This is a genomic window from Stappia sp. P2PMeth1, assembly GCF_900185735.1.
Classification (GTDB): Bacteria; Pseudomonadota; Alphaproteobacteria; order Rhizobiales; family Stappiaceae; genus Stappia.
This window is the reverse complement of sequence record NZ_FYAW01000017.1, coordinates 1-11,650: the sequence shown is the minus strand read 5'-3', so window position 1 is coordinate 11,650 and position 11,650 is coordinate 1. Positions and strand designations below refer to the sequence as shown.

The 11,650-nt window shown below is 61.8% G+C and carries 11 protein-coding genes and 4 pseudogenes; 7 read left to right on the top strand and 8 right to left on the bottom strand.

The genetic code is table 11. From position 1 onward, the window contains the following. Positions 1 to 75: 75 nt before the first annotated feature. Entirely contained in the window at positions 76 to 726 is a 651-nt protein-coding gene (locus tag P2PM1_RS09060) for a thermonuclease family protein (RefSeq protein ID WP_186398818.1), read from the bottom strand. Positions 727 to 1,291: 565 nt separating this feature from the next. On the opposite strand from P2PM1_RS09060, the gene P2PM1_RS09055 reads away from it, so the two are divergent. From P2PM1_RS09055 to P2PM1_RS25425, 3 genes are read left to right on the top strand one after another with little or no spacing between them, the layout of a single operon-like run. Further along, the gene (locus tag P2PM1_RS09055) at positions 1,292 to 1,582 is read left to right on the top strand and encodes a hypothetical protein (protein WP_186398817.1); all 291 of its coding nucleotides are present in this window, start codon (positions 1,292 to 1,294) and stop codon (positions 1,580 to 1,582) included. A 56-nt stretch (positions 1,583 to 1,638) separates the two neighbouring features. Beyond that, a complete protein-coding gene (locus P2PM1_RS09050; protein WP_244301454.1) occupies positions 1,639 to 1,923 on the top strand; it encodes a type II toxin-antitoxin system HicA family toxin in 285 nt (94 codons plus the stop codon). Continuing rightward, complete coding sequence (locus P2PM1_RS25425) at positions 1,920 to 2,270, top strand: type II toxin-antitoxin system HicB family antitoxin (RefSeq protein WP_186398816.1); 351 nt, start codon at positions 1,920 to 1,922, stop codon at positions 2,268 to 2,270. Before P2PM1_RS09050 ends, P2PM1_RS25425 begins: the two co-directional genes overlap by 4 nt. 482 nt (positions 2,271 to 2,752) lie before the next feature. On the opposite strand, the gene P2PM1_RS09040 is transcribed toward P2PM1_RS25425, so the two are convergent. Beyond that, complete coding sequence (locus P2PM1_RS09040) at positions 2,753 to 3,352, bottom strand: hypothetical protein (RefSeq protein WP_186399072.1); 600 nt, start codon at positions 3,350 to 3,352, stop codon at positions 2,753 to 2,755. On the opposite strand from P2PM1_RS09040, the pseudogene P2PM1_RS25790 reads away from it, so the two are divergent. Beyond that, positions 3,303 to 3,446: pseudogene (locus tag P2PM1_RS25790) on the top strand (pentapeptide repeat-containing protein); the annotation flags it as partial. The gene P2PM1_RS09040 and the pseudogene P2PM1_RS25790 sit on opposite strands and share 50 nt — an antisense overlap. A 42-nt stretch (positions 3,447 to 3,488) precedes the next feature. On the opposite strand, the gene P2PM1_RS25420 reads toward P2PM1_RS25790, so the two are convergent. Further along, entirely contained in the window at positions 3,489 to 4,364 is an 876-nt protein-coding gene (locus P2PM1_RS25420; RefSeq protein ID WP_244301453.1) for a hypothetical protein, read from the bottom strand. Positions 4,365 to 4,993: 629 nt separating this feature from the next. Beyond that, positions 4,994 to 5,689 carry a hypothetical protein gene (locus P2PM1_RS09030; protein WP_186398814.1) on the bottom strand — a complete coding sequence of 232 codons (696 nt, stop codon included), beginning with the start codon at positions 5,687 to 5,689 and terminating at the stop codon, positions 4,994 to 4,996. A 115-nt stretch (positions 5,690 to 5,804) separates the two neighbouring features. On the opposite strand from P2PM1_RS09030, the gene P2PM1_RS09025 reads away from it, so the two are divergent. Continuing rightward, positions 5,805 to 6,113, top strand: a complete 309-nt coding sequence (locus P2PM1_RS09025; RefSeq protein ID WP_371636565.1) for a helix-turn-helix domain-containing protein — start codon at positions 5,805 to 5,807, stop codon at positions 6,111 to 6,113. Between the two features lie 125 nt (positions 6,114 to 6,238). Beyond that, complete coding sequence (gene glmS, locus P2PM1_RS09020; RefSeq protein WP_186398813.1) at positions 6,239 to 8,065, top strand: glutamine--fructose-6-phosphate transaminase (isomerizing); 1,827 nt, start codon at positions 6,239 to 6,241, stop codon at positions 8,063 to 8,065. A 186-nt stretch (positions 8,066 to 8,251) separates the two neighbouring features. On the opposite strand, the gene istB is transcribed toward glmS, so the two are convergent. From istB to P2PM1_RS09000, 4 genes and pseudogenes are all read right to left on the bottom strand, one after another. Beyond that, positions 8,252 to 9,127, bottom strand: coding sequence for an IS21-like element helper ATPase IstB (gene istB / locus P2PM1_RS09015; RefSeq protein WP_186398812.1), 876 nt, complete (start codon positions 9,125 to 9,127; stop codon positions 8,252 to 8,254). Continuing rightward, a complete protein-coding gene (istA, locus tag P2PM1_RS09010) occupies positions 9,124 to 10,374 on the bottom strand; it encodes an IS21 family transposase (protein WP_186398811.1) in 1,251 nt (416 codons plus the stop codon). Before istA ends, istB begins: the two co-directional genes overlap by 4 nt. A 102-nt stretch (positions 10,375 to 10,476) precedes the next feature. After that, a pseudogene (locus P2PM1_RS09005) lies at positions 10,477 to 11,174 on the bottom strand (IS3 family transposase); the annotation flags it as partial. A 29-nt stretch (positions 11,175 to 11,203) separates the two neighbouring features. Further along, positions 11,204 to 11,419 (bottom strand): annotated as a pseudogene (locus tag P2PM1_RS09000) (transposase domain-containing protein); the annotation flags it as partial. 29 nt (positions 11,420 to 11,448) lie between these two features. Between P2PM1_RS09000 and P2PM1_RS25230 the strand changes: the two are divergent. Further along, positions 11,449 to 11,650 (top strand): annotated as a pseudogene (locus tag P2PM1_RS25230) (hypothetical protein); the annotation flags it as partial.

Below are 11,650 nucleotides of genomic sequence, written 5' to 3'. Positions count from 1 at the left end.
GACAGCAAAATCGGACCAGGTGAGCGCAATCAATCCGGTCGGTTCGCTTCTCAGTCTGGCAATCCGTAAGCGATCTCAGCGTCCCCAGTAGGGAGCACGCCATCCGGCTTGGAGAGCTTCCGCCTCGTTGCAGAACCAGCGCTCGCCTTTGGAGACGGTGATCTTGGTGCGGCTGTACCAGGGTGACCAGGGAGCGTGGTAGATCTTGCCATTGCTGGAAATATTGCCCTTGATCGGGCAGCCGTCCGGCGCCTGCTGTTCGGCCACGCTCCACTTCTGGGCCCGGTAGTCCCAGGGTGTCTGGTTCCCCGCTTCCCACACGCCAAGCCGTGCGGCTCGGGTCTGGTCTTCCAGGGCGGCATAGTCCATCGCATAACGACGGAAGGCCCAAGCATAGCCGCGCCGCACCATCTCGGCATTGATGTCCATACCATCGGCATGGCAGACCGCGAGGGTCCGGCCATAGCCGTCTTCCTCGCGGGGCTCGCAGGTGACCGACGCACCAAGGACAAGATCTTCCATCACCTCGACCGCGGCCTTGCCGCAAGCCCAGTTGGTGCCGCGCGCCGTCTTGCAGGATTGGCCGACCTCCGGCGCGTCGATCCCGTGAAGGCGGTAGGTGATGCCGTTGAGCTCGATCGTATCGCCGTCGATCACGCGGATATCGGCGGCAAGTGCCGGATGCGAGACGGTCAAAACAATCACTGCAGCCAATACGGTCTTCATATCGGATCCTATAAAGCGACTCGTGAAACTGGGATCCAAGTTTAGGAACACGGTCTGCCGTCGTCAAAATGCGACCTTCCACGAATGGTTGGCGCAAGGCGGGTGGTCGCTGTCGGCGCATGACAGGCTCGGTGACCGCATCAAGGCGACCGTTCGGCCCCGCTTGCGCGACAGGACCTTGACCCTGCCAGCCGGGGCCTGTGCTGGGCTGGGAAGGGCCAATGGAGAGGTGTCGGCGCGGTGCGCCGGGTGTTGCATTGAGATTTGGCGGTCCCGGTCCGGTTCGCTCCCGTCGTGTGAGGCCTGCTCGGGCTCCTGGGAGGAGCGCCGGGGTTAAGAAGATGGCGTCGGCGCCTTCTGTGTCCGTCGCTCGATCTTCGCTTTTCGACGGCGGCGTCCAGCCCGTCGAGATTGCTCTCCTGGGTCGGAGTACAGGGCCGTTCTGTCTCAGGCCGCGACCGATAGTGCACTACGTTTTCGCTATCGCCTTCTGAGACTCCATGATCGGCTCGGTTGCCACACCGCGTTTTCGGTCGATGAACACCAGCCGCTCGGCGTCACGGCGATGGCGGAGGTCATGGTCGGCGTGGAGACCGCCTACTATCAGCGCGGCGAGGCGCTGGCCTTCGACGTCGCGCGGCACCATGCCATGACCGGCTATGCCGGCGACGCATTGGGCTGGTTGCGGATCAGTTTCAACCGGCACGAACCTTATCTTATCGCCATAGGTTTCGATCCGGCCTTCCGGCCGACCCGCGAGGAACCGGGATTTGACGAATTGCTTGCCGAACTCGGGCTGCCACCGGGAAGCCAAGATCGAGGTGTTCGAGCAATGGTTCGAGGACCTGTTCGATGAGTTGTTCGGCCCGGATTCCTAAGTTCTCTATGCCGGAGCCCGAATCGGATTTGCGAATGGTACTAATTTTTGATACTGCGCGCTTCATGAAAAAGCGTTACAGAGCCACGCTGGAACTGATCTTCGCCCGTCCCGTCAACGGTTCGATCCGCTGGGCCGACATTGAGGCGCTGTTGGTGGCTCTCGGGGCGGAGATCAGCGATCGGGAAGGGTTGCGAGTAGGTGTCTTCCTGTTCGGCGAGGTGCGCGTCTTTCATCGTCCGCATCCGTCGCCGGACACGGACAAAGGCGCGGTTGCCAGCATTCGCAAATGGCTGGAAGAACATGGAGTGAAGCCATGATCAATGTGATCGAGATCAACGGAGAGAAGGCGGTTGTTACCTTCGACCCGGATATTCAGATGCTACGCGGCGAGTTTGTTGGCCTGAATGGCGGTGCCGACTTCTATGCGACAAGCGTCCACGATCTGATCGAGGAAGGCCGTAGGTCGCTGGCCGTCTATCTCGAAATGTGCCGGGAGAAAAGCATCGAACCGCGCCGGAAATTTTCCGGCAAGTTCAACGTCCGTCTCGATCCCGGCGACCATGCGGCGGCGGTCATTGCAGCGGCGGCAGCGGGTATGAGCCTGAATGAGTGGATTATCAGGGCGATCCGGGACGCTGCCGAGAGCAACAACCGGGGGGCTTGATCGCATCCATACGGACGGGCTCTTCGGTCAAGCCCCCCCACTTGACGAGGAGACCGAACACGACCGCTCCTGCTTCCACAATTCCCCTGCGAGCCGCCCTCTACCTTCGTGTCTCGACGGCGCGGCAGGCCGAACATGATGGTTCCACTCTCGGCGCAGGCAGGTCAAATGCCCTAAATGCCACGGTGACGGAGCGCCGACAGCACAACAGCGCGATGGCAGGGAGGTCTTCGTCACCACCGCGCTAATCACGGCGCTGCTCGACCGGTTCACCACCATTGCGAGATCATCGAGACCGGCAACGAAGCCTCGCGCGTCAAGAACTGCTCGCAAAGCTAAAAGTGGAGGAGCTTGACCAATGCGCCCGACCGGGCTGCGCAACCCCGACCAGCTCCACCCGGTCGGGCGCTCCCCCCATGCATGACAAGCGGGCAACAATGGACGCCGGGGTCAGTACTGCACGCCGATCGACGGTCTGCCCCTCACTTCAACAGGAGCCCCGCGGTCACCGCCGCACCGAATGCAGCCACCGCATACAGCACCCAGACGGTGCGAATGAGCACCACGGGCAGATAGATGGTGACCGTGAACCTCCTCTCCAGCAACCGCAGCCAGGCGACGCCAACAAGCCCCGATGCAAGCACGACCAGCCCATGCCACCACGCCACTCCGCCCGCCGTGTCAGAAAAGAGGAGCCCGAAAGGACCCAAGACAGCTAGGCCCCCGAATAGGGCCAGGATCGAGACCAGAAGCGGCCCTATCTGGAACGGAAGCGTCGCAAGCATCTGAACAAGGTTTTCCCGCGCAAGCCGGTCACGGCGTGCAACCGCCTGCACATGCCACCTTGCCGCCGCTTCCGCAGCCGTGAAGCGCGTTCGATCACACTCCGACGGATCGCGCGCCCACATGCGCCTCTGTACAAGCGCCGCCTGCCGCAGCAGAAACAACAAGGCACCCATCCCGCCGACCACGCAGGGCACAGACCAAAGCGTCTGCACCCAACCAGCGCGCATCAGTGCCAGGGTCAGGGGCATGCCGAAGATCAGACCAAACACAGCAGCAAAGACAAGTGTCTTTCTCACGATCTACGCAGCCACCTCCCTGTCCCATGCCTCCCTGTCCCATGCCTCCCTGCCCCATGCCTCCCTGCCCCAGGCCTCATTGTCTCATGCCTCCCTGCCCCATGCTTCACCGTCGCAGATCTCACCGTCTCAGGCCTCACTGCAACACAGTCAGCGCACCAGCTGGAACATAACCACAGCCACCTTCGAGCGGACATACACGCCGCCAGTCATCAACCGTCCAGTACCCCTCCTCCAGCTCATCCGCTATTCCATCTTGAAGATGGATCAATAGGCGATCACCTGCGCGCTCAAACCAGGGAGCAGCCAGCGACGGGCCAAGGCGCAAAGGCAGGTCTGGATCTTCCACCATGACATAATCGCCCGCTTTGAGCCCCTCTGGCAAAGCACCCTCCCGCACCACTGTCTTGCCAAGGGCTGCATCTCGCGCATCACGAAACCCCTGTGCATTCCCCATGCCGCGGTTGGGTTCCCAGATATGGATGTCATTCGCCTCGGCGCCATCTTTGGTCTCCCGCCAAGCCACAAGCAAACCAACATGCGAAACTGCAGCGGTTAGAGAACGCTTCTCCTGAAGCGAAAACACCGGTCCAGTCCTATCCTCGCGCGGGGCGAAGACATGCAGGGAGCGCCCATCCGTCACGCTGCGACATAGAACTGCGACAACCGGAGAACGATCAATCCCGCCAAAGACGGGAAAGACACCCGTTTCCGAACTGCCGAGACCACAATTCGCGACGCGATAGCGCACCGGCTCCTGCCCCGTCTGGCGAATGATCAACTCACGGTCAAACGGTGCAACCCAGCGAAACGCATAGCCGAAGGATGGATGCGGTACCGTCTGTGCTCCAACGGGCGCAAGGCCCGCCAATGCTAAAGCTACAGCCAACAGAGACGCGCATTTCATACGCTCAAAGCCGCTGATCCGGCCGTTCATTCGCTCAAAACCGCCCCTTCGGCAATAACCCATATCGCTATCCCCTCCCTCGTTTTCGGCATATCGTCCCTGCACCAGCTCTAGCTCCCCTGGACTTCAAACCTTGCCCTTGGCCGCCTCGCCCCTCGCCTCCGGGTAAATTGCGGATCATGTGGACCGTTTGGCCAGCGGCTACAGACACTCCAGTCATCCTTTGGCAACGGCTCGCAGGGTCTCGGGCTAGGCTGTGGCTGGTTCGGCAGCTTCGCGCGTTGATGGCTATGCTGCCGCCCGCCATGCGCCCTATCCCGAAAACCCCACCGTTGAGCCGAAACTGCAAAGGCGAAAGCCTGAACCTTTAAAACAAGAGGCCGGATAGGGCCTCATGATCGAGCACCGGACCACGCCCGTGACTGAACAACGCCCACGCGTGTGCACCATACGCAAACTCAAAGCGGGCACTACATCAACAGCAACGGGTGCCCCTTCCAAACTGGAAAGGGCACGCCCTCCCAAACGGCAAGCCTCCACTGTTCGAGTAATGCCCCTGGCGTGCGTAACCCTCAACGAAACTCGATGCGGCACCAAGTCTCTCAGCGCTATCCTCGACGAGCCGGTTCTTCTCGCTTCATGCCCTGGAATGCGGCCTCTATCTCCGCGACCGCCAAACCAGCCGTCAGTGCAATCGCCTACGCACGCTCGACGACCTGGTGCGGTCAAGCGGATCAATCTCGCTCTTCGGTCAGGAGATCGGCAACGGCGCTCAGTTCCTCAGGCTGCAGCAAAAGGGCAATCCGTCTCAGGTCCGACACTGTCGAACGCAACTGAGGCCAGGGAAACTCATTGCTGTCCTCAGACGGCTGGCCATCACAGATCACCGCATCGAGCTTGCCAACAACGCCGAGCACAGTTGTGGCCGGAGTCGCCAACAGGCGCTCCAGGGCCATCTGTTCATGATCCGCTGCCAGCAGCTCCCTGCGTTTGGCCTCCGCATACTGGGCACCCACGGAGCCACCCCACTCGCTCTCCTCAGTCAACGTGATGCCCGCCGAGCCACTCAGAAGGGCAGTTTCGGCTTCAGGCCCGAGTTGCGGTCTCTCCTTGTTTTGAAGGCTATCCCCCACTGCTCGGGTCTCAAGCAGTCCATTTCTGTCCTGGGTGTCGGTACCAGGTTCCCGATGCCGCAATCGGGCAAGGAGTTCGTGCTCAAGGCCTTGCTGATGGCGGCAAGCCGAGATCGTCGCAGACTGCGCCTTTTTCCAGGCACGCCAGAGCGGCACTACAGGATCCAGCCGCGGAAATATGGAGACATCCAGCACAGTCTTCCCGTTGGACCAAGGGATTGCCAAAGCCGCTGTACCGGCTAGCAACCTTCGGCGGGTGACGCTAGACAGACTCGTGCTAATCTCAGAATCAGCCATGATCCGAGCTCCCTACAGCTTAGGTTGTGGTTAGGTCGCGCTGGGTGACACCAACACTCAGCGCGACCGCGTAGCAACGAGACAAGTTTGGCCATTTGATCCTTTTGGATCATGGTTGACTGAGCCAAAAAGGTCAACTTTTTTGATAACAGCAGCACAATTGCGAGCAGCACGTGCGCTGCTTGGTATCTCACAAACCGAGCTAGCCAGCCGCGTGGGCGTGTCCGTTCCGACCATAAAGCGCTGTGAGAGCGAGAGAAGTAGCGTAGCGGGAGTATCTGCTGAGACAAAGGACAAAGTTCGCACCGTATTGGAGTCCGAGGGCATAGAATTTACAAATGGCAATAAACCTGGGGTGCGACTTGCGCATCCGAAAATACAGACCCACATAGAATCAAGAAGAACGGAAAGTGATAATTTATAATTAAATGAAATTCGCAGTTTTGATTGTGCGGAAAGAGGCTGCGTTCGCTATGGGTGTGGCCAGATACGACAGGTGCAACGTCGAAACGGCACGCGCCTGACTGCGGCCTTTGGAGACACTCACATATGTGCGGAATTGTCGGGATCTTGGGAAAGCAGCCGGTCGCGGGCCTGCTGGTCGATGCGCTGAAGCGGCTGGAATATCGTGGCTACGATTCGGCCGGCGTTGCAACGCTCGACGCTGGCCGGCTGCTGCGTTGCCGCGCTCCGGGCAAGCTGCGCAACCTTCAGGAGAAGCTGGAGCGCTCGCCGATTGCCGGTCTTGCCGGCATCGGCCACACCCGGTGGGCGACCCATGGCGCGGCGACGGAAGCCAATGCGCATCCGCACTCCGCGCCGGGCGTTGCCGTTGTCCATAACGGCATCATCGAGAACTATCTGGAGCTGCGCGGCGAGCTGCAGGCCGGCGGCGCGAAGCTCTCCAGCGATACGGATACGGAAGTCGTCGCGCATATGGTCTCGCGCGAGCTCGCTCGCGGCGCCAGCCCGCGTGATGCGGTGGCCGTGACCCTGCCCAAGCTCCGGGGTGCCTTCGCACTGGCCTTCCTCTTCGAAGGTCAGGAGGATCTGTTGATCGGTGCAAGGCGCGGTTCGCCGCTCGCCGTCGGCTATGGCGAGGGCGAGATGTTCCTCGGCTCGGACGCCATCGCGTTGTCTCCCTTCACCGACCGGATCTCCTATCTGGAGGAAGGCGACTGGGTGGTGCTCACCCGCCACAGCTGCGAGATCATGGATGCGTCCAATGCGCCGGTCGAGCGGCCGGTGATCGCCTCGCAGGCCGTCTCGCTGACCATCGACAAGGGCAACTACCGCCACTTCATGGCGAAGGAGATCCACGAGCAGCCGGAGGTCATCGGCCACACGCTGTCGCGCTATCTCGACCTGTCGAAGATGCAGACGACCTTCACCAACGGCACATCCATCGACTTCGCGCCGCTGGACCGGCTGATCATCTCGGCCTGCGGAACGGCGTATTACGCCGGCCTCGTCGCGAAGTACTGGTTCGAGCGCTACGCAAGGCTGCCCGTCGACATCGATGTTGCCTCCGAGTTCCGTTACCGCGAAATGCCGATCCTCAAGGGCGACATGGCGCTGTTCATCTCGCAGTCCGGCGAAACGGCGGACACGCTGGCGGGCCTTCGCTACTGCAAGTCGCAGGGCATCAAGGTCGCGGCGGTGGTCAACGTGCCGGAGTCGACCATCGCCCGCGAGGCCGACCTTGTGTTCCCGACGATTGCGGGGCGCGAGATCGGCGTCGCATCGACCAAGGCCTTCACCTGCCAGCTGGCGGTCCTTGCCTCGCTTGCGGTGCATGCGGGCGTGCAGCGCGGCCATGTCTCCACTGATGAGGCCGCCGCGCTGGTGCGTGCCCTTGCCGAGGTGCCGGGCAGGGTCAACCGCGCGTTGTCGCTCGAGGCGGAGATAGAAGCGCTGGCCCAGCCGCTGTCGCGGGCGCGTGACGTGCTCTATCTCGGGCGCGGCACCAGCTTCCCGCTTGCCATGGAAGGCGCGCTCAAGCTCAAGGAAATCTCCTACATCCACGCGGAAGGCTATCCGGCCGGAGAGCTGAAGCACGGCCCGATCGCGCTGATCGACGAGGACGTTCCGGTCATCGTCATCGCGCCGTTCGACCAGGTGTTCGAGAAGACCGTCTCCAACATGGAGGAGGTTGCGGCGCGCGGCGGCAAGGTCGTGCTGATCACCGACGAGAAGGGGGCTGCCGCTTGCGGCGCCCCGACCTGGCGCACCGTCGTGGTGCCGGACGTGCCGGAGTTCATCGCACCAATCGTCTTCGCGCTGCCGATGCAGCTGCTTGCCTATCACACCGCCGTTTTCATGGGCACGGATGTGGACCAGCCGCGCAATCTCGCGAAGTCGGTGACGGTGGAGTAAGCGGCAACTTCCAGCTGATTGACGTGCTCCCCGTCTTTGGATCGCCCCGAACCGGAACCTCCGGGGGTGATATCTCATGCGGCGGAAGCCGCCGATGAGCCTTTCATGAGCGATATCGGTGTCAACGGCACTGTAATTTTCCTCGGAACGGGCAAAGTAATATTCCCCACTTTGCGGTTTTCAGGTTCAGGAGCTGGGCATCGTAGCGCCTCCGTTTTTGGGAGGACGGCCGCGGCGGCGGGGCTCTGCGGGTTCCGGTGGCGCGATCCGAGCGGTCGAGCGGACATGCTCGGGCAGCAGGTCTGCGTGACGCCGGAGACGATAGCTGGAACCGTCGATCTGGACGACGATGGCGTGATGCAGCAGGCGATCGAGCAGCGCCGTGGCGACGACGGGGCTGCCGAAGATCTCACCCCACTCGGCGAAGCCCCGATTGGAGGTGAGGATCATCGCCCCTTTTTCATAGCGCGCGTTGACGAGCTGGAAGAACAGATTGCCACCGCCGGGTATGACCGGGAGGTAGCCGATCTCATCGACGATCAGCAGGGAGGGTCTGCAGTAGAAGCGGATCCGCTCGCGAAGCGAGCCTTCTCGTTCGGCCTTGGCCAGTGCACCGATCAGGTCCGCGAGCGTGATGAACGACACGCTCTTTCCGGCTTTGACCGCTTCGAGTCCGAGCGCGCTGGCGAGGTGGCTCTTGCCAGTGCCTGGCGGCCCCAGAAGATGAACGACCTCGCAGCGCGCGACGAAGTTCAGCTCGGCGAGCGCCATGATGCGCGCCTTGTCGAGCGAAGGTTGGAACGTGAAGTCGTACCCGGTGAGCGTCTTGACGGTGTTGAGCCGGCCCATCCGTAGCGCAGTGCGGATCCGGCGATCTTCGCGGAACGTCAGCTCTTCAAGGAGGAGATGTTCGACCAACTCGAGCGCGGTGATTTCGCCGCGTTCGAGACGCGAGACACAAATGTCGACCATCTCGATGGCGCGCGGCATGCGCAGGCCAACCATGCTGATCTTGATACGGTCGAGCAGCGATGCCGTCGGGTCGGGAAGCAGCGAGTTCATGCTCCTGCTCCCGGCGTGGCCATCTGCTGAGCGACGGCCGCGTAGAAGTCGAGCGATCGGAGCGTCACCAGTTCGCCGCTGAAGCCGTGCGGGATCGGGTTTTCCTCTTTCGGCCGATACTGGCGCCTGTGACCTTCCAGCAGTGAACGCTGCCGGCGCCCATCAAGCAGTGGATGCCGCGCGATCAGTTGATCGTGTTCGAAGATGTGGATCTCGTCGGCCAGGCTGTGGACCTCGACCACGCGACGGCGCGTCGCGTCGGGCACCGAGTAATAATTGCCGCCGACGCTCACCATGCCTTCGTGGCTGATCCTACGCTCGAGCTTGAGAACCGCGCCGAACGGGATCAGCGGTAAGAGCTGCAGAGCCGGCTTTTCCTCCGCAAACGCCTCGTTGACGACACGGCCCGTCGTCGCATGAACACGTGGGTTGGCGACGCTGCTCAGCCAGTTTCCGAACTGGAGATTGAGATCGTCGAGGTCGCGGAACGTGCCGCCGAGGAAGAAGTCCTCACGGATATAACGGAACGGCCGCTCGACCTTCCCCTTGGTCTCGGGACGATAGGCCCGGCATGCTTTGGGCAAGAAGCCATAGTGGCGAGCGAACTCGCCGAGCGTTCGATTGTAGATGACACGGCCATCCTCATCCTCGCCGAGAACGGCCGTTTTCATGCGATCGCAGAGTATCTCGCTCGGCACACCGCCGATCGCTTCGAACGCCGCCCTGTGGCAAGCGAGTACGGTCTGCATCGTCTGGCGCTGCGCGAAGCGCCCCCAGATCAGCCGGGAGAAGCCCAGCACCATCGAGAACAGCCACACGATCTGAACGCTGTCCGGCGCGCTGGTAAATCGCACCCGGAACTGAGCGAAATCCACCTGTGCCTGGTGGCCCGGCGGTGTCTCGAAGCGCACGGCGAACGGGCTGCCGCCACCCGCGGGCCGCAACGTCCGCACCGTATCGCGCACCGTGCTGTAACCGCCGGTGTAACCCCGTTCGCCGACCTCACGCATAAGACGCTGGGCGCTCAGACCGGGATACGCCTCAAGCCTCGCCTTCAGATAATCGAGCCAGGGATCGAGCACGCGATCACGCGGCTGCCGGGGACCATACGTCGGGACATCGAGGCCACGCGCAATGTATTTACGAACGGTCTTGCGGTCGATCCCGACCTGGCGGGCGATTGCCGCCACCTTCAGACCTTGGCGATGTAAATCCAGGATCATCATCAAATCTCCAAGCTTCTTCATCGCGGCATCGCCCCCTTCAGGAGCAGAATGCCCGATATTTTGATTTGGCCCTTGTCCGGGGCTCGCCCCGGACAAGGGCCAGTCAGAAGAAGTGGGGAATTTTCAAATGTCCGTTGTGGGGCATTTTACTCCGCCATCGACAATCGGCGGCTTGTTGCCGATCGCGCTGTGCGGGCGGACATTGTTGTAGTCCTTACGCCATTCCTCCATTTTCGAGCGGGCGTCGTCAAGCGTCAGGAACCAGTGCGCGTTGAGGCATTCCGTCCTGAACTTGCCGTTGAAGGACTCGATGTAGGCGTTGTCGGTCGGCTTGCCCGGGCGTGAGAAGTCGAGCTCGACATCCCTCTGGTAGGCCCACAGGTCAAGATCGCGAGAGATGAACTCCGAACCCTGGTCGACCCGGATCGTCTTGGGATAGCCGACCGATCGGCAAACCCGTTCCAGTGTAGCGACGACGTCTTCTCCCTTGTAGCTGAACCTCGGATCGACCGCCGGCGAGAAGCGCGAGAAGGTGTCGACGACGGTCAGCACACGGATCTTGCGGCCGGTCGCCAACTGGTCATGGACAAAATCCATTGCCCACACTTCATTGGAATGCACCGCCTCCGTCCGGTCCTCACGCAGCTTCGCCTTCACGCGCCGCTTCGGGTCTTGTTGCGCAACTGCAGCCCCATCTCCTTGTAAAGGCGATAGATACGCTTGGCGTTCACGGGCCAACCCTCTCGGCGCAGCAGAACATGGACGCGCCGGTAGCCGTAGCGCACACGGGTTGCAGCGATCTCCTTGATCCTGACCTTCAGTGTAAGCGCTGTCTGTGGCCCACCGGGTTTCAGCTTGACGGGGTGAAGTTCCATGGGAGGAGTTCGTCGATCCGGCTTTTTGGATGGCCGGTGGCGATGGCTTCGAGAGTGGCCTTGAGATAGGCGAAGGGCTCGACACTGTTGATTTTCGCGGTCTCGATGAGGGATGCGATGCGGCCCCAGGTGCGGCCGCCCTCGTCATGCCCGGCGAACAAGGCGTTTTTCCTGTTTAATGCCATCGCCCGTTCATTCTGCCCATGTCGGGCAGTTTGTCGTGGTCCATTACCGCTGGCACGCGCTTTTCGGCCGGCGCCTGCGGGTCGAGCGCGTCGACAGGCGCAGGTCTGGCCAATTCCTCCATGTCGAGGTCCTGCCAGGCGTCTTCACGGTGGTGCCGGCCTGGATGCTCGACGCGACGTCTTGCGCAGGCATGGAATTGGGCACGCCGCGCGTGTCACTCGCGGCACTGTCGGATC

Bases quoted from the DNA above. Each gene is read 5' to 3' on its own strand.
- P2PM1_RS09060 (WP_186398818.1), bottom strand. From the start codon at position 726: ATGAAGACCGTATTGGCTGCAGTGATTGTTTTGACCGTCTCGCATCCG.
- P2PM1_RS09055 (WP_186398817.1), top strand. From the start codon at position 1,292: ATGGCGGAGGTCATGGTCGGCGTGGAGACCGCCTACTATCAGCGCGGC.
- P2PM1_RS09050 (WP_244301454.1), top strand. From the start codon at position 1,639: ATGGTACTAATTTTTGATACTGCGCGCTTCATGAAAAAGCGTTACAGA.
- P2PM1_RS25425 (WP_186398816.1), top strand. From the start codon at position 1,920: ATGATCAATGTGATCGAGATCAACGGAGAGAAGGCGGTTGTTACCTTC.
- P2PM1_RS09030 (WP_186398814.1), bottom strand. From the start codon at position 5,689: ATGGCTGATTCTGAGATTAGCACGAGTCTGTCTAGCGTCACCCGCCGA.
- glmS (WP_186398813.1), top strand. From the start codon at position 6,239: ATGTGCGGAATTGTCGGGATCTTGGGAAAGCAGCCGGTCGCGGGCCTG.
- istB (WP_186398812.1), bottom strand. From the start codon at position 9,127: ATGAACTCGCTGCTTCCCGACCCGACGGCATCGCTGCTCGACCGTATC.
- istA (WP_186398811.1), bottom strand. From the start codon at position 10,374: ATGAAGAAGCTTGGAGATTTGATGATGATCCTGGATTTACATCGCCAA.